The 16220-nt window shown below is 56.8% G+C and carries 12 protein-coding genes; all 12 read left to right on the top strand.

Annotated features, from left to right (window positions below):
* The first annotated feature begins 449 nt into the window (after nt 1-449).
* The 12 genes from M0412_RS26095 (at nt 450) to M0412_RS26040 (ending at nt 15649) form a co-directional block, all read left to right on the top strand.
* A complete protein-coding gene (locus M0412_RS26095; RefSeq protein WP_077768163.1) occupies nt 450-1406 on the top strand; it encodes a DUF3830 family protein in 957 nt (318 codons plus the stop codon).
* A gap of 182 nt (nt 1407-1588) precedes the next feature.
* Entirely contained in the window at nt 1589-3118 is a 1530-nt protein-coding gene (gene hutH / locus M0412_RS26090; protein WP_012475925.1) for a histidine ammonia-lyase, read from the top strand.
* Nucleotides 3119-3321: 203 nt separating this feature from the next.
* Nucleotides 3322-4071 (top strand): histidine utilization repressor, encoded by a 750-nt coding sequence (gene hutC / locus M0412_RS26085; RefSeq protein WP_161596396.1) that lies wholly within the window; start codon nt 3322-3324, stop codon nt 4069-4071.
* A 260-nt stretch (nt 4072-4331) separates the two neighbouring features.
* Nucleotides 4332-6383 (top strand): hydantoinase/oxoprolinase family protein, encoded by a 2052-nt coding sequence (locus M0412_RS26080; RefSeq protein ID WP_012475923.1) that lies wholly within the window; start codon nt 4332-4334, stop codon nt 6381-6383.
* A 2-nt stretch (nt 6384-6385) separates the two neighbouring features.
* A complete protein-coding gene (locus tag M0412_RS26075; protein WP_077768164.1) occupies nt 6386-8347 on the top strand; it encodes a hydantoinase B/oxoprolinase family protein in 1962 nt (653 codons plus the stop codon).
* A 157-nt stretch (nt 8348-8504) separates the two neighbouring features.
* Complete coding sequence (locus M0412_RS26070; protein ID WP_012475921.1) at nt 8505-9404, top strand: ABC transporter substrate-binding protein; 900 nt, start codon at nt 8505-8507, stop codon at nt 9402-9404.
* Nucleotides 9405-9545: 141 nt separating this feature from the next.
* Nucleotides 9546-10268 carry an amino acid ABC transporter permease gene (locus M0412_RS26065; RefSeq protein WP_012475920.1) on the top strand — a complete coding sequence of 241 codons (723 nt, stop codon included), beginning with the start codon at nt 9546-9548 and terminating at the stop codon, nt 10266-10268.
* An 87-nt stretch (nt 10269-10355) separates the two neighbouring features.
* Entirely contained in the window at nt 10356-11123 is a 768-nt protein-coding gene (locus M0412_RS26060) for an amino acid ABC transporter permease (protein WP_012475919.1), read from the top strand.
* A 1-nt stretch (nt 11124) separates the two neighbouring features.
* Complete coding sequence (locus tag M0412_RS26055) at nt 11125-11910, top strand: amino acid ABC transporter ATP-binding protein (protein ID WP_077768165.1); 786 nt, start codon at nt 11125-11127, stop codon at nt 11908-11910.
* A 92-nt stretch (nt 11911-12002) separates the two neighbouring features.
* Nucleotides 12003-13328, top strand: coding sequence for an MmgE/PrpD family protein (locus M0412_RS26050; RefSeq protein ID WP_077768166.1), 1326 nt, complete (start codon nt 12003-12005; stop codon nt 13326-13328).
* A gap of 52 nt (nt 13329-13380) precedes the next feature.
* Nucleotides 13381-15255, top strand: a complete 1875-nt coding sequence (locus M0412_RS26045; RefSeq protein ID WP_077768167.1) for a LysR family transcriptional regulator — start codon at nt 13381-13383, stop codon at nt 15253-15255.
* Between the two features lie 64 nt (nt 15256-15319).
* Nucleotides 15320-15649, top strand: a complete 330-nt coding sequence (locus M0412_RS26040) for a hypothetical protein (protein WP_077768168.1) — start codon at nt 15320-15322, stop codon at nt 15647-15649.
* Nucleotides 15650-16220 lie beyond the last annotated feature (571 nt).

Genomic DNA, 16220 nt, shown 5'->3' with positions numbered 1-16220 from the left:
GTGCTTTCATAAGCAGCCGTCTTTTCCTTCACCGCCTTAACGACGTCACTCAAGCTGTTAAACGACATTTCTCAGAATCCTATGGTTGATCTTGTGCGTGGCAGGTGACCTCCACTCGGATTAGCATAGCCATAAACTCCGTTTTGTATAGACCATTTAATATTTTCGTCCGGCATACCGCTTAGGAAAATATACGTTTAGCCCAAAAACTAACGGCTTGACGGGCCAGAAAACGACCGCGCCTCGATCCGGAAACTGAAATATTCCTCTAACATCATTCCAAAATTGCACAAAAATAGACAAATACGCCTTTTTGTATGGGAATTTTCTTTCGCTCAGCGCCGATTAAGGCGATTTCGTCGTTGCGACCAGCCGAGCAACCTCTATGGTATATACCTATTCGGGGCGCGGTCTCACTGGCTCGAATTTTTCTTCGGAGCGCGCTGAAAATGGGAAGATTGATCGATATCGCGTGGCCGGAACTTCAGATCACGGTCGTGGCTGAATTGGCGGATGATGATAACCCTGAATTGTGCGAGGAATTTTGGCAGGACCTGCCATTCAAGGTGATGCAGGCTCATCCCGTCGTTTCCGGCGAGTCCTTATATGCTTGGACGCCGACGATCAGCACCGCGCCGGTGCGGCTGCGTCGGCGGATCGTCGATTGTGCCGTTGGGGATCTGAGATACTCCCAGGCGACCGGCAATAAGTTTTCCATTCAGTATGGCAAGGGCCTTGAGCCCCTGGCGCAGCCGGTGCTGGGACAGGTACGTCCGGAATACCACCATCTGCTTCCCATCGTCGGCAAAGCCATCTGGAACAATCTGTTCTTCGCGAAGGAGAGGATCTTCGTAGAGGTAAGGCCACACGATCCCGCGGAAGCCTTCAATGGACAGGGCCGCTTCGGAAACCTCAAGGGCGTCGCAGCCGAGTTCTACGCCGAAGCCAAGCGCATCCAGACGGTAGAGCCGGAGGATCTGCGTAAGATCCGAACGGGACAGATCGGCGATACCGGGACCTACGGTCAGTTTTTCACTGCCTGGGACTTCGCCAACGGCATGCTCCGCGACTATATCATGTACACCGCCTACCCGCTCCTCAAACTTATCGATACGCTCTCGCACGACGACTTTGTGGCCGCCGTTGAAGCATTCGATCCCGCGTATTCGGAGTATCTCGGCTATTCCGGTCTTAACACGCTGCTGGATTTCTCGAACAAACTTCGTATGGCGATGAAGCAGACGGACGACAAGGAAGAACTCAAAACACTGCTCCGCACCTTCATTATGTATGGCAATCGCCTATGCGCGTGGTCCTACCATTACTTCCCGTGGTATCTAGGAATGTTCTACGGGCGAGCCGTCAACGGGCAAGAGTTTCACGGTCGTTTCAATCCGGTTCAGTGAACATAATCAATCCGTTGCCACCACGACGGCATTAGAGCGGCACCTCTTTAGAGCCGCTGTTCGTATTTTTGCTGCGCGGCGCTTTACATTTGGTCCATTTTCGTATTGGTATATACAAAATAGAGGACGCATGGCTATTATGTATGCCTCTGGATCTCCTGTCCCCCTAAAAGGTTCTAAACATGGCCCACGCGCTCGTTCCCGGAAAAGTCTCATTGGAAACCCTGGCTGCCGTTTATGATGGCACGCTCGCACCCGTGATCGATGCCGCGGCGCTGAAGAGAGTGCAGATATCCGCCGACAAGGTCGCCGAGATCGCTGGGGGAGATATCGCTCACTACGGCATCAATACCGGTTTCGGCAAACTGGCGAGTGTGCGCATTCCCGCCGACGACGTTGAAACCCTCCAGCGCAATCTGATCCTGTCACATTGCTGTGGGGTTGGAGCGCCACTCCCGGACGGTATCGTTCGCCTCATCATGACGCTGAAGTTGATCTCGCTCGGCAGGGGTGCATCAGGTGTGCGACCACAGGTCATAAACGTTCTCTCCGCGATGCTCGAAAAGAATGTTCTCCCTATTATTCCGGAGAAAGGTTCGGTCGGAGCCTCCGGTGACCTTGCTCCGCTCGCCCATATGACTGCGGCGCTGATCGGCGAAGGTCAGGCGAAGTTCGACGGTGAGGTCATGCCAGCCAAAGAGGCATTGGCAAAGGCGGGCCTCACCCCTATCGTCTTGAAGGCCAAAGAAGGTCTTGCCATGATCAATGGCACCCAAACCTCGACGGCGCTGGCATTGGCCGGCCTCTTTCGCGCCCACCGAGCTCTCATTTCATCCCTCATTTCCGGCGCGCTATCGACGGACGCCGCAATGGGTTCCACTGCGCCGTTCCATCCAGAAATCCACACCCTGCGCGGCCACCAGGGCCAGATCGACGTGGCCAGCGCGCTGAGCAGGCTGTTGGCGGGTTCCGAAATCCGCGCTAGCCATGAAGAGGGGGATGAGCGGGTACAAGATCCGTATTGCCTTCGCTGCCAGCCTCAGGTCGCCGGCGCCTGCCTCGATCTGCTACGTCAAGCCGCCGCCACGTTGATGATCGAAGCCAATGCCGCGACGGACAACCCGCTCGTCCTGTCCGACGGCACGATCGTATCCGGTGGCAACTTCCACGCCGAGCCAGTAGCATTTGCGGCGGACCAGATTGCAATCGCCGTCTGCGAGATCGGCGCGATCGCTCAGCGCCGCATTGCGCTGCTTGTCGATCCGGTCCTGAGCTATGGCCTGCCGGCGTTTCTTACGCCGAAGCCGGGCCTCAACTCGGGTTTCATGATCGCGGAGGTAACCTCGGCCGCGCTGATGTCAGAGAACAAGCAGATGTCGCATCCGGCATCTGTCGACTCGACCCCTACCTCGGCTAACCAGGAAGACCACGTGTCGATGGCCTGCCATGGCGCGCGGCGTCTCCTGCAGATGACCGACAATCTCTTTTCGATTGTGGGCATCGAGGCGCTGAGCGCAGCCCAGGGTATTGACTTGAGAACGCCACTCACCTCCAGTTCGGAGCTCGATGCAGTTCGCAAGGTTATTCGCACCGCCGTGCCGAAACTCGAAGACGACCGATACATGGCCGAAGACCTCAAGCGCGCGACGGAGCTCGTTGCGACCGGCCGCCTGGCAACGCCCGTTTCGAAGGATGTTTTGCCGTTGCTCTAATATTCGACTGAATAAGCCGGGAAGGGGCGGCTCCCTGCGTTCCCTTCCCGACGTTCAGAAAGTTTATTGAGCTGTTGCGATGAGCACGGTTGGTATACGGCCAAAGCACCATATGTTATAGACCAATAAAAGGTTTGTAATACAGGTGAAAGAGGTACGACTGGTGACTGATGCTCGCTTCCTTAACAATGAATCGACCAGCAATGGATGAAGTCGCGACAGACAAACAGGCGTCGTCGCGTTATCTGGAGATTCAGCGTGACATCGAAAACAAGATAGCCACTGGCGAGTGGGGCTCCGGCTTCCGCATCCCGCCTGAGCGCGAGTTGGTTGATATTTACAATTGTTCCCGCATGACGGTGAACAAGGCCCTGTCGAGCCTTGCAGCCTCGGGCATGATTTCGAGAAAGCGCCGCTCCGGCTCCTTCGTCGCGCCGCCGCGTATTGAAGAGCCGCTGATGCATATTCAGGATATCCGCGCAGAAGTGCTGGCAATCGACAGGACCTATACGTTCGAGATTACCGATCGCAGCATCCGAAAGGCCACCGACGCGCTCGATGCGCGGCATGTAGGAGTCCCGGTTGGCACACGGCTCCTAACCCTCGAAGTTATGCACTATGCCGACAATCTTCCGTTCACAATGGAAACGCGGCAGATCAATCTTGACGCCGTTCCACAGGCCGAACGCCAACAGTTCAAAGACGAACCGCCTGGAAGCTGGCTGCTTCAGAACATCCCTTTTACTGAAGGCGAGCATTCAATCCGCGCCGTGTCGGCTGATACGATCCTGGCGAGGAGGCTACAGGTGGTCGAGCGCACGGCCTGCATTTCGATTGCGCGCCGGACTTGGCTGGAGGGCGACTTAATCACATTCGTGCGCCTGATCTACCCTGGCGACCGTCACCGGTTCGTCGTCCGCTTCAAACCGAATACGCTTCCCGTCGGTCCATAAGCGGCGACTTCGAACGATAAGGAACAAGCAGCGCCCTGTGGCGCTGTTTTTTGTGACAAGAAGTGCCGCCAAGAATCCGAGGCGGCATCCACTTCAAAAAAACTATGCACCCAATTTAATAAAACTGCACTACGCAACTCTGATGCTCTGTCTCAAGATAGCTCATCAAACGCTGAATGCAGATGACTTGCCGACGTGGCCCCACGGGCCATGCAGGTATCGTTTTGCCTTCAGACAAGTGAGGAAATGGGAAATATTCGATGGCACTGGTTAGGATTGGCGTGGATATTGGTGGCACCTTCACCGACTTCGTAGGATGGCGAGCGGATTCCGGAAAAGGGATCAAGCGCCTGAAGGTGCCCTCTACTCCACCGAATTTCGCACAGGGTTTCCAAAACGGTTTCGAGCCGCTACTGGAGGCGCTTGAGGTTGAGGATGGCGACGAAGTCATCGTCATGCACGGAACGACGGTCAGCACGAACACTGTGATCGAACGCTCGGCTGAACCGGTAGCGCTATTCGTAACGGAAGGCTTCAGGGACATCCTTGAGCTGCAGCGACTGCGTCTGAAGAACCCGATCGATCTCTTTTCATCGCGCGCCCTGCCGCTGGTGCCCAGAAACCTGGTCTTCGAGGTTCCCGAACGATTGAGCGCGGATGCCGAGGTGTTGACCGTGGTAGACGAAGGCGCAGTCAGGAAGGCCGTAGCCGCGGTTCGCGCCGAAGGTGTGTCCTCCATAGCAGTAGTCCTCCTGCACAGCTTCCGCGATCCTACACATGAGCGAAAGGTCCGCGACATCATCACGGCGGCGGCACCTGAAATCGATGTCTGCATATCGAGCGACATCTGGCCTCGCATGGGCGAATACGAGCGTGCGGTCAACGCAACCCTGAACGTCTACGTCAAGCCGCGTGTAAAGTCCTATCTCCACGACATTGAGCAGTATGTGAACTCGCGCCTGACTTCGGCGCGCCTCTACGTGACACGGTCAAACGGCGGCGCGCTTGGCCTCGCCGACGCCATGAACTTTCCGGTGCATACCCTATTGTCCGGTCCTGCTTCCGGCATCACCGCCGCCCAAACCATCGCCAGCACCAATAAGCATGAATATATGCTGACCTTCGACATGGGCGGCACAAGTACGGACGTCTCTTTGGTCCGCCAGGGCCAACCAACGGTAACGGCACAAGGCGCGGTCGGCGATTTCCCGATCACCCTGCCCGTTACCGAAATTGAAGCGATCGGCGCCGGCGGCGGTTCTCTGGTGCGGTTGAATGGTCCTGCATTGCGAGTCGGTCCGGAGAGTGCCGGCGCTTTTCCTGGACCGGCTGCATTTGCCCGCGGCGGCGACATGCCGACGGTTACGGATGCCTACCTCCTGTGCGGTTATCTGAACGCCGAGAATTTCCTCGGGGGCGCGATGCGCCTCGATGTCGATCGCGCCGCTTCTGCTTACTCCTCCGTGGCGCAGCAGCTCGGCGTCTCGACTGCCGAAGCGGCTGACGCGTGCTTGTCGGTGACTACCTCCAATATGGTAAGCCGCATTCTGCCCTATCTTGCCGCCCATGGCCTCGACCCGCAAAACGTCACCCTCGTGCTATTCGGCGGCAATGGTGCGCTACATGGTCCGCTTCTGGCCGATGAGGTCGGCATCAATTCGATCATCGTGCCGCCCGCTCCCTCGGTCTTCTGCGCTCGGGGCGGGGTCGTGACTTCACTTACACACGATGTCATTGCGGTGATCCAGGGTTCGACCGTCACCGACGAACTCGTGGCGGCGGAATTCGAAAAGCTCAAGGATGAGACCCTGGTCTGGTTATCGAACCAGATCGACGGATCCCGACTGGTTTCGGTGGAACACGAGTTCTGGGCCGAGCTGAGATATAGGGGACAGTCATTCCAAGTCGCGGTCGCAGTGCCTGTCAGTCATGGCAGATTTCCCGATCTTACGTCTATTGCCAATCGTTTCCATGATGAGCATCTGCGGCTTTACAGCCATTGCGACACGGCTGCGCCAGTGGAGTTCGTTGAACTGCGCGTGCGTGTCCGGGGCAGTCTGCCTATGCCTCCAGACGAGCACGCTCCACTTGGGCCTCGTGCTGAAATTGCGCCCGTTGGGCAGCGCGACATCCGCATTGCCGGAAAGCTCCATCCTTCCGCCAGCACCTATCGGCGCAAGGACCTGACTGTCGGCAGCACGGTCAAGGGGCCGTGCGTCATCGAGGAGGACGATTCTACCGTCCTCGTACCAGCAGCATTTCACGCGAGCGCCCTCGCAACCGGCGCACTCGCACTGACGCGGAGGCAGTAAAAATGGATCCCGTACAAACTGCAATCATGGCGAACCGGTTCAACGCGATCGTCGAAGAAGCATCCTCGACCCTTCAGCGTACGGCTCACACAACCTTCGTGAAGCTCGTTCAGGATTTCCAGTGCGCATTGGCAAATGCTGAGGGTGAAGCATTCGCCTACCCCGTAAATACCGGTGTCAGCGCCTTCATCGGACTGTCGGTCAAGGGCGGTCTCGGTGATATCCCAATTTCCTCCCTGAAGCCTGGAGACTGCATCATAACCAATGATCCATTCTCAAGCGACGGCATGGTCACCCATATGATGGATGTGTCGCTGGTGCATCCGATCTTCCGCGACGGCCGGCTCATAGCGCTGGCATGGGCCTTCGTGCATGCCTCAGACATCGGCGGCGCGGTTCCCGGAAGCATAGCGCCGACACTTACGGAAACATTTCAGGAGGGGCTGAGGCTCCGCCCCGTGCTTCTGTATCGCGAGGGAGTTCTCAACGAGGCCGTCAGAAACATTTTGCTCGATAACAGCCGCATCTCATCGGAGCTGTGGGGCGATATCCAAGCAATGTTCTCTGCTATGAAGAGCATGGATGTGCGTCTCGGCCAACTCTGTGATCGGTATTCGACGCAGGAAGTCATCGACGGGATGGATGCAACGCTCGCCCTATCAGAAGCGAGGGCCCGGGAGGTTATCGCCGAAATTCCCGACGGAATTTACGAGTTCGCCGACTACATTGAGGGTATGAAGGCCGGTGAATTCATCAATATCCATGCGAAGATGACGGTCACCGGCAGCGATTTACTGTTTGATTTTACCGGAACGGATCCTCAGGTCCTCGCAGCCTTCAACTATGTCACTGGCTCGACCACACATCCCTATACCCTGCAATCGCTAATCTACTATATCCTGACAAAGGCGCCAGACGCTCCCCGGAACCGTGGCCTTCTGCGGCCGGTCAAGATCATCGCTCCCCGCGGAACGATCATCAATGCGAACTTCCCAGCCGCCGGCGGATCACGCGTCACCGCGTCGACCCGCGTCTACGACGTTGTGCTTGGTTGCTTGAACGCCGCAATCCCCGGAGGACTGGCCGCAGCTGGCCCGGGTATGTCGGGGATCATCGTGGTCACCGGACGCGACCGTCTTCATGGCGGCAAGCGTGTGAGCGTGATCAATCCAATTTGCGGCGGCGGTGGCGGTAAAATAGGACACGACGGTATCGATGGCGTCGACAACCGGTCGGGCTCACTTTTGACCGTGCCGGCGGAGACTATCGAAGTCGAAACTATCATGCGCGTTCAACGATACGGCCTTGTCATCGACAGCCAGGCACCGGGTCGTTGGCGCAGCGGCGCCTCGGTGGTCCTGGATCTGGAGAACACCGACGTTGAGGCCGTCATGACGGTGCGCGGCATGGATCGGCTCAAATTCACTCCATGGGGTATCATGGGCGGCGAAGCCGGATCCCTCGCGCGCGTCATCGTCAACCCCGACACGAAGGATGAACGTGAGATCGGCAAGATTGACGTTCTCCACTTCAAGCGGGGTGACGTCGTCCGCCTGATCACTCCGGCGGGGGGCGGGTTTGGGCCAGCGTCAGAGAGAGATCCCGAGCTTGTGCTCGCGGACGTAAAGCGGGGCGTCGTCTCAGCTGAAAAAGCTCGCGCGGCCTACGGGGTGGTAATTCGCGATGACTTCACGATCGATATGAAGGCCACTGAGGCAGCCAGGTCGGCCATGATCAAGGGCAACAACCGATTCTCGCATTGTGAAACGCGACAGGCGTTCGACGCCATCTGGCCCATCGACGTCCGGGCTGCCCTGGCCGTCCGTTCTTTTGATTATGACGCTTCGGTCAGAGCAACCCTCGTACGCAATACGGTTTCGCGCTTCATCAAGGAAAGCAAAAGAGCGACGCTCGATTTAATCCCGAATGCACTCGCGGAGGAAAACCGGCTTTTGCAGCAATGACAGCTTAGCGGTGCGTCCATGACAACAACAGCGGAGAATAGCCAGCGACCATCGCCCATTGCCGAAACCAAAACACCTGGACGTAATTCTCGATCACAGGAGATGCGTCCCGCGTAGTGAAAACGATCTAACATCGTGAAGAAGAAAGGGGAATACAATGAGAATTCGTTCTTACGCATTGATCGTGAATCTACTTCTTGCCGGAGTCTGTATCGCACCGGCAGCAAAGGCGGCGGAGCCATCCGAAGGCAAAGCATATGAAAACAGCCAGGCGGCTTCGGGAATCACGAAGAGCGTCGAGCCAACCGAAAAACTGGCGAAGGCCGGCAAGATTGTCATGTGCACCGAACTCGGCAATCCCCCCGGCGGCTTCCTGGATGAAGACGGCGTCACGCCGAAAGGCTTCAATGTTGACGTAATGTCGGCGATTGGCCCGGCGATGGGTATCAAAACCGAAGTCGTCCACTATCCGTTCGCCAGTATCTTCGCTGCTTTGGACACGGGTAAATGCGATGCAGTCATGTCGAACAATTCGAAAAGTCTAGCTCGCGTCGCAAAATACAATTTCGTGGAGTACGTGCGCGAGCGGATGGGCCTCCTTGTCCCGAAAGGAAACCCCCTCAATATCAAGACTTACGAGGATCTTTCAGGACACCGCGTCGCGGTTCTGGTCTCGAGCACCAACGAACGCCTACTGAAGGAAGCCAACACCAAGGTCAGCGCCGAAGGCAAGCCACCGATCGAGATCCAGTCCTATCCGCAGAATACGGTCACGTTCCGGCAGCTCGATCTGAAACGTGTGGACGCTTTCGTGAGCGACGCGATGACACTCTCCTACTTCAAGAAGCTCACCGGCGATAAATATGAGATCGGCGGTCTACCGATCGACCCCCTCACCATCGGTATTGTGCTTCGCAAGGACGACCCTGCGCTGCAAGAAGCCGTACGCAAGGCTTATGTCTCTCTCTACGAAAGCGGCTATGTCGAGCAGGCCGCCAAGACCTGGGGCATGGACGGCCATGTCGAGCTTTGCCGCAACGACAAGCAGTGCCCATGATTTTCCGCAGATGCCCAACGCTCGATAGGTTCGAGTAGGTGTACACTCCTGGCCTGCCGCTTCGGCGGCAGCCCTCCGCGCAAGAGGTAAGGTCCTCGGCAACGGAACTCGAACACAATAAGAAACGGGGACATTATCGACATGCAGTTCGATATCGCCTTTTTCCTGGATTTTGTCTTCAATCCCCGGCCCGCCCTTCTGCGCGGTCTGCTCACGACGGTTCTGGTCGCGTTCGCGTCCATGGTCATCGGTGTGGTGTTGGGGCTTGTCTTGTCCCTGTTCGGACTATCACGATGGCGCGTGCTCCGCTGGTTCAACAGCGCCTACATCTTCGTGTTTCGCGGCACACCGCTCCTTGTGCAGGTCATTCTGATCTATTTCGGCCTCCCCTATCTGACGAATGTCGATCTTTTTCCGCAGGACGTGCATCTGTTCGGCTTCATTTCGATCAGCGGGGCGATTGTCGCGGGGGTGACCGCCTTCGCGCTCCATGAGGCGGCATACTTCAGCGAAATTTCTCGCGGCGCTATCGCTTCGGTCGACCATGGCCAGTGGGATGCCGGCAGGGCCGTCGGCATGACGCCGGGGCTTCTCATGCAGCGGATCATTCTGCCACAGGCAATTCGCATCATGTTGCCTCCACTTGGCAATCAGATGAACGGCATGTTCAAGGCGACATCGTTGCTGTACCTGATCGCGGTTCCAGAGATGCTGTTTATCACCGACGCAGTGAATTCAGTGACCTACAAAACCTTCGAGGTCTATCTCGGCGTATCGATCTACTACCTCGCGCTCACAACCGCTTGGAGCTTTCTCCAAGAAGCATTGGAGAAGCGTTATTCAAAGGGCTTCGTTTCGATATGACCTGGTCCGCACCCAATTCGGCGAGCGTAGTCGCTCGAACGCCACTCGGTCTCATGAAGGCGGCGAAGTTGCTCCGGGAGCTCAATCATGAACTTTGACCTGCACTATTTCCTCGAGCTGGTTTTCTCGCCACCACCGCAGCTTATATATGCTGTCTGGCTCACCGTCTCCGTCACTCTCACATCAATGGCGGTCGGGATCATTGCGGGACTGTTCCTGGCACTATTCGGACTGAGCCTGTATGGCGCGCTTAGAGGTTTCAACTGGCTTTACGTCTGGTTCTTCCGAGGAACTCCTATCCTCGTGCAGTTGTTTCTAATCTATTTTGGGCTGCCCTACCTGATCGGTGTTGACATCTTCCCGTCGACAATCACGACGCCGGCGTTTTCCATCAGCGGAGCGATTGTCGCTGGCATATTCGCATTCAGCTTGCACGAAGCAGCATATATGAGCGAGATCACGCGGGCCGGCATCCGATCGGTCGAGAAAGGACAAAGCGAGGCCGCACAGGCATTGGGCATGTTGCCGTCGTTGGCGATGCGCCGGATCATCCTCCCCCAGGCGCTTCGCATCATCCTCCCCTCGCTCGGAAACCAATGCAACATGATGTTCAAGACCACTGCGTTCCTGAGCGTCATCGCCGTTCCAGAACTCGTACACGTCGCCGACAGCCTGCGATCGCAAAACTTCAAGACCTTCGAAGTTTATGCGGCGATCTCCGTCTACTATCTCGTGCTGACCGGGGTGTGGACCGTCCTTCAACAATGGATCGAGAACCGGCTGTCCTGGAGTCCTCGCACTGCTGCGCGCGAGCCCGAGTCGAACGCCCCCAACCTGTTACAGATGGAAACCTGAAATGGCCGATCAATCCAAAGCCAGCGTGGCACCTGCCGTGGAACTCCGCGGCGTAAGCAAGTCGTTCGGTACCCTGAGCGTGTTCAAGAATGTTTCAATGACGGTCCAACCTAAGGAGACCGTTGTCGTCATCGGTCCGTCCGGCTCCGGCAAAACGACGCTTATCCGTTGTATCAATCATCTGGAGCAAATCCAGAGCGGTGAGATCTACCTGAATGGCGCACTTGTGAGCAACAAGCTCGCAGGCGGTAAAAAGGTCCCACTCAGCGAGAAGGAAAAGGCCGCAATCCGCAGGAATGTTGGCATGGTTTTCCAGCGCTTCAATCTATTTCCGCATCTGACCGCTCTGCAGAACATCATCGAGGCTCCCGTTCATGTTCTAAAGCGCCCGAGGCAAGAGGCGATCCAGGAAGGAATTGCCCTGCTGGAGCGCGTCGGATTGGCCGATAAGCGAGATCAGTATCCCGCGCAACTCTCGGGTGGCCAGCAGCAGCGTGTAGCAATTGCTCGCGTTCTCGCGATGAAGCCCGAGATTGTTCTTTTTGACGAGCCGACCAGCGCACTTGATCCGGAAATGGTCGGCGAAGTTCTCTCTGTCATGAAAGAACTCGCCGGCAAGGGCATGACCATGATCGTCGTCACTCACGAAATGGGTTTCGCACGAGAGGTGGCCGACCGAGTCGTTGTGATGGATAAGGGCTCCATCATTGAACAGGGGCCACCAGAGCAGATTTTTGGTCGCCCCCAAAACGCTCGCACGGCCGAATTCCTGGAGCGAATCTCCTAAACAGTTGGCGAATTACGGCCGGCGTCTCCGCTAGGTGCCCAAGACATGGCCTGTTTTCTTCATTTCCAAGGCGCACAAGTCCGAACATTGTCATGTCCATAACAGCCGAGCTTTCCGACTTCATCGCCCATGTGCGGGAAGTGCCTCAGTCTGTGTCCGAGCGCGCAAAGATCCATGTGGCCGACACACTCGCTTGCATATATGCTGGCACGGCGTCTCGGCCTGTAGAAATTCTCGTTGCAGTATGCGCACCAGGGAACGATCGGGAGGGCATTCCCGTCCCTGGTCTAGGTTGCTGGAGCGATCCTGCACTGGCGGCTCTTCTGACCGGCACCTGCGCGCATGCAGACGACTTTGATGATACGAGCGAGTTCTCGATGAATGGCCATCCGAGTGCCCCGATCGTCAGTGCGCTGCTGCCGACGGCCTTCGAAACGCAAGCGAGCGGCCGGGCATTCCTGCGGTCCTATGCAGTCGGGATCGAGATCGCCTGCAAGCTTGGCATCGCAGTGGGCAGCGCACATACGCGCCAAGGGTGGCATACGATGTCGACGCTCGGGACTCTCGCAGCTGCCGGCGCTGCGGCCAACTTGCGTGGCCTCGACGCGCGCCAAACGGAGCACGCACTCGCGATCGCGTGCTCCTTTGCCGGGGGCATCCTTGGCAACACCGGAACGATGACGAAGAGTTTGCATTGCGGCCGGGCCGCTCAAGCTGGCTTCCTTGCTGCAAAGCTGGCAGAAAGCGACTTCACGGCCGGATCTGGCATCCTTGAGGCACCATCCGGTTTCCTGGATGCATTCACAGGCGGATCAGCAGCAACGTTGCCAGCTCTCGGCAACCCTTGGGAACTTGTTACCCCCGGCCTTGCAGTAAAGCTTTATCCTTGCTGCAGCTGCACCCATCTTGCAATTGATGGCGCATTGACGATCCGAGCGCTGTCTGGTTTCGACATCAAAGCGATCGAACGGATCAACTGTTTCGTCCGCGACGAGTGCATCCGCTATCTGCGCTTTCCGAAGCCGAGAACGGGAATCGAGGCGAAGTTCAGCATGAACTATACGGTGGCGACCGCCCTGCTCCAAGGCGAGTTAACGCTGAACGATTTTGAAACGAACGCCATCGCACATGAGGACGTTTCCGAGCTATTGGTCAAGGTGGCGATGTTCGCGCGGAGTGAGGATTCGGACAACCCCGACATCGAAGTGGTCTTCCTGGACGGAAAGCGACTGGCCGAGCGGCGGCGTGTGCCGCGAGGGGCGCCCGACGATCCAGCCGGATGGGAGGAAATCACCAGGAAACTGGCGGGAGGCATTTCCCGCGCAAGGCAGTCGAGGGTGGCCGATTTCGGAAAGCATGTTTGGGCGATCCGTGATCTGGACAAGGCAACCCGGTTGTCCGATATCTTTTCAGCATAGGGTCTCCAGAGCTCGCGCAAGGTTCTGATGCGCACATTCATCCGAGGTTAGTATGCCCAAGATCGACTTTCCGCATCTGGCAGCTTTCGTTGTCAGTTGCGACAGTCCAACGATGGCGCATGCGGCCGCGAAGCTTGGTCTCACACCATCGGCATTGAGTGCCAAGCTCAGCACGCTCGAAGCCCAGATTGGAGTGACGCTTTTTGGTCGCAAAGGGCGTAACTCCTTTCCGCTACGCTCGGCGGTCTGGCTGTACAATCGCAGTGTTCGTCTCCTCCTTGCCGAGGAATATTTGAGTCATGCCAAACTTGGCGGCAGCGCGGCGCCTTCGGCGCCCGTCATCCTCAAATTAGACGTTGACTATACCTGGACAGCAATTTCCTACGCTGTAATCACGGCGATCCGCCGCTTCCATTCCAAACCCGACCACCCTTATGTAGACTTGATCTTCACGGGTACTGGCGCCTTCGGAATGCAGAACGGTCCCAGCCATCTTCTGTCAGACGCGGTGCCACTCGGGCAGCTCAAGATCCAACATACCATCGGTACTGGGGTATCCGGACCTTCTGTTGTCGTTGCTCCAGACCATTGGACGAGGCTGACCCATACGGTTGGGGAGCGACCCGAGCGTGGTGACATTGCTCCAAAAACCGAAATTCCCGATCTGCCGGGTACACTGCAAAGCGACACGAAATTCGACCGCTCCAGCGGTATCGCGACATCACGGATTTCCACCACCGATCGAAGTCTGCAGGATCTCCGAGGGCTCATCGACGACATCCGCAAGTCGGATCTACTTCTGCCCCAACTGACTGTACCCCAGCGTCTTCGCATCCAGGGCATCACTGCGGTTCCGGTAATTCGCAGTCCGTCGTGCTGCGTGACCGCAGAGCTCTCTAACGACCATGAACTTCTGTTAAATCTGCTAAATGATGTCCGCAAAGGCGTCGAGGCCCCTTCGGGCTGGTCCGAAGCCACGAATTTCCATCCCAAGGTTAGCCTGAAGCAGATTTCTACCGTGAATCGTGTGGTGCAGACCGGCAGCATGGCGAGCGCTGCCCGCGTCGCCGGACGGACTGCTCCGATGATACCGGCCCAGCTTGAACAGATCGAATATGCGCTCGGGACAAGGCTTATCGACCGGAAGAAGACCGGTTCTGAACCGACCGATGATGCTGAAAGGCTGCATTCGCTGTTTGTCGGCGTTGAGAGGGCTTTCAACGACACTCTGGGCGAACGAAGCCACATAGCTGCGGCCTTTGAACAATCAATTCGGATTGCGTTACCGGTGAGTTGGAGCGCAGATTCCTTGACGTCCGAATGCATGGCCGTGGCGCTTAGCGCATTTCACAATGAATTTCCGAACTGCCAAATCGAGGTTGTGGAGGGCCCTCGACATGTACTGCATCATGGCGTTCTAACCGGCCGTTTCAATATTGCTGTCGTTGGTAGGATCGATCCGCAAGTAGGCTCTCTACTAATTGGCCGCAGCGAAGACGTCGTCCTGATCGTCAATAGGAAGCTGAATTTTGCGCCTCAGGCCGAGAGAGTTTCGGCAGACGAGCTGAGGAGCATCCCGCTCCTTCTGGCACCTTCACAGCTCACAATGCATCAAACTCTTCTGACGGCACTTGCGAAGTCTACTGTGCAGCTCGAGCCGGTAATGCGGTTGGGTTCGGTACCTCTGATCGTCTCGGTTTTGCGTCGTTCACCTCTTGGCACGATCTTGCCAGCGTCGGTGATGATCAAGGAGATCGAGGCAGGGATCGTGGACACGTTCTCTCTCGACCATTTAGTCCCGCCGCGGCGACTATGGGCAATATTCTCCACCTCCACGCCGCTTAACGAGACTGAACGTGCTTTGATCAGCCACGTAAAGGAAGCGTTTCAGGAGGCTAATTCATCCAACGGCAGAGTTGTACCTTAACTTATAGAGGGTACAGCCTGCGACAGCTTCGCGCGTTACAGCACATGAGCTGGTGGTGAGGACAATGCGCTTAGCGGCTCACAACGGGGCAAGGTCAGCGCGCCCGACGCATGTCTACACGATCGATTATGTTGCTTCGCTGATCGGCGAGAACCTCGAACTCCTCCAGGAAATCGCCAGCAACTCAGACAATATCGATTACGGCGAGATGATCCATGCCCATGACGGCAGCCAAGAGGGCGTCACGACCTTCACCGACCGGGGCATCGAGAGCTTAAAGGAATTCCTCGCCGGTATCCGCACCTGCGAGGGCGGTGTCCGGCAATTCCGCGTCGATGAGCAATGTGATCCCGAAAGGATCGAACGCATCATGGCAGACGAGCCGAGATCATAAACCCCGCGGCCTACGCCGGATGGATACGGCTCATCGGCAAGGTAGGTCCTCGTAGCCATATGTCGCTGCAGACCCGTGCAGAGACAACCTCTCAAATCAGGCAAGCGCGGAGCAATGTTAATGAACTGACGAACTGACGAACTGACGAACTGACGAACTGACGAACTGACGAACTGACGAACTGACGAACTGACGAACTGACGAACTGACGAACTGACGAACTGACGAACTAGACAAGGGGATATATCCTGTCAAATAACAATCTCATGTTAGGTAATAATATCACCCAATCAACGCGGCCACGCAATTAACCTGGTGGGCCCCTGCAATTATAGTTACGTGGGCGGCCCGCCCAATATTTAGAAGGCCCACCCAGATTTCGGCGAAATTGCTCCATACCTTTTTCCACTATAAGTATCGTGCCTGCCCACCCTGCAATCCCACCCTTTCCTAACATCATCTATTTGCTTCCACCTTCTTGTTCATAACACATGGCCTGCAGGCAAGTCGCTCCCGACCTCCGACAGCTCGTTGCAGAGATCACGCTTTCAACAAAGGCAATCCTCCATAT

Origin of the sequence: Agrobacterium sp. O3.4, from assembly GCF_041414895.1 — a bacterium.
In the GTDB taxonomy this organism is placed as follows: domain Bacteria; phylum Pseudomonadota; class Alphaproteobacteria; order Rhizobiales; family Rhizobiaceae; genus Agrobacterium; species Agrobacterium cucumeris.
The sequence above is the reverse complement of the archived record's forward strand: the minus strand, read 5'-3'. Positions and strand labels throughout refer to the sequence as shown.

Excerpts from the sequence above, each read along its gene's own strand:
- M0412_RS26095 (WP_077768163.1), top strand. The coding sequence starts at position 450 with ATGGGAAGATTGATCGATATCGCGTGGCCGGAACTTCAGATCACGGTC.
- hutH (WP_012475925.1), top strand. The coding sequence starts at position 1,589 with ATGGCCCACGCGCTCGTTCCCGGAAAAGTCTCATTGGAAACCCTGGCT.
- M0412_RS26060 (WP_012475919.1), top strand. The coding sequence starts at position 10,356 with ATGAACTTTGACCTGCACTATTTCCTCGAGCTGGTTTTCTCGCCACCA.
- M0412_RS26040 (WP_077768168.1), top strand. The coding sequence starts at position 15,320 with ATGCGCTTAGCGGCTCACAACGGGGCAAGGTCAGCGCGCCCGACGCAT.
- M0412_RS26065 (WP_012475920.1), top strand. The coding sequence starts at position 9,546 with ATGCAGTTCGATATCGCCTTTTTCCTGGATTTTGTCTTCAATCCCCGG.
- M0412_RS26070 (WP_012475921.1), top strand. The coding sequence starts at position 8,505 with ATGAGAATTCGTTCTTACGCATTGATCGTGAATCTACTTCTTGCCGGA.
- M0412_RS26055 (WP_077768165.1), top strand. The coding sequence starts at position 11,125 with ATGGCCGATCAATCCAAAGCCAGCGTGGCACCTGCCGTGGAACTCCGC.
- M0412_RS26045 (WP_077768167.1), top strand. The coding sequence starts at position 13,381 with ATGCCCAAGATCGACTTTCCGCATCTGGCAGCTTTCGTTGTCAGTTGC.
- M0412_RS26050 (WP_077768166.1), top strand. The coding sequence starts at position 12,003 with ATGTCCATAACAGCCGAGCTTTCCGACTTCATCGCCCATGTGCGGGAA.
- M0412_RS26080 (WP_012475923.1), top strand. The coding sequence starts at position 4,332 with ATGGCACTGGTTAGGATTGGCGTGGATATTGGTGGCACCTTCACCGAC.
- hutC (WP_161596396.1), top strand. The coding sequence starts at position 3,322 with ATGGATGAAGTCGCGACAGACAAACAGGCGTCGTCGCGTTATCTGGAG.
- M0412_RS26075 (WP_077768164.1), top strand. The coding sequence starts at position 6,386 with ATGGATCCCGTACAAACTGCAATCATGGCGAACCGGTTCAACGCGATC.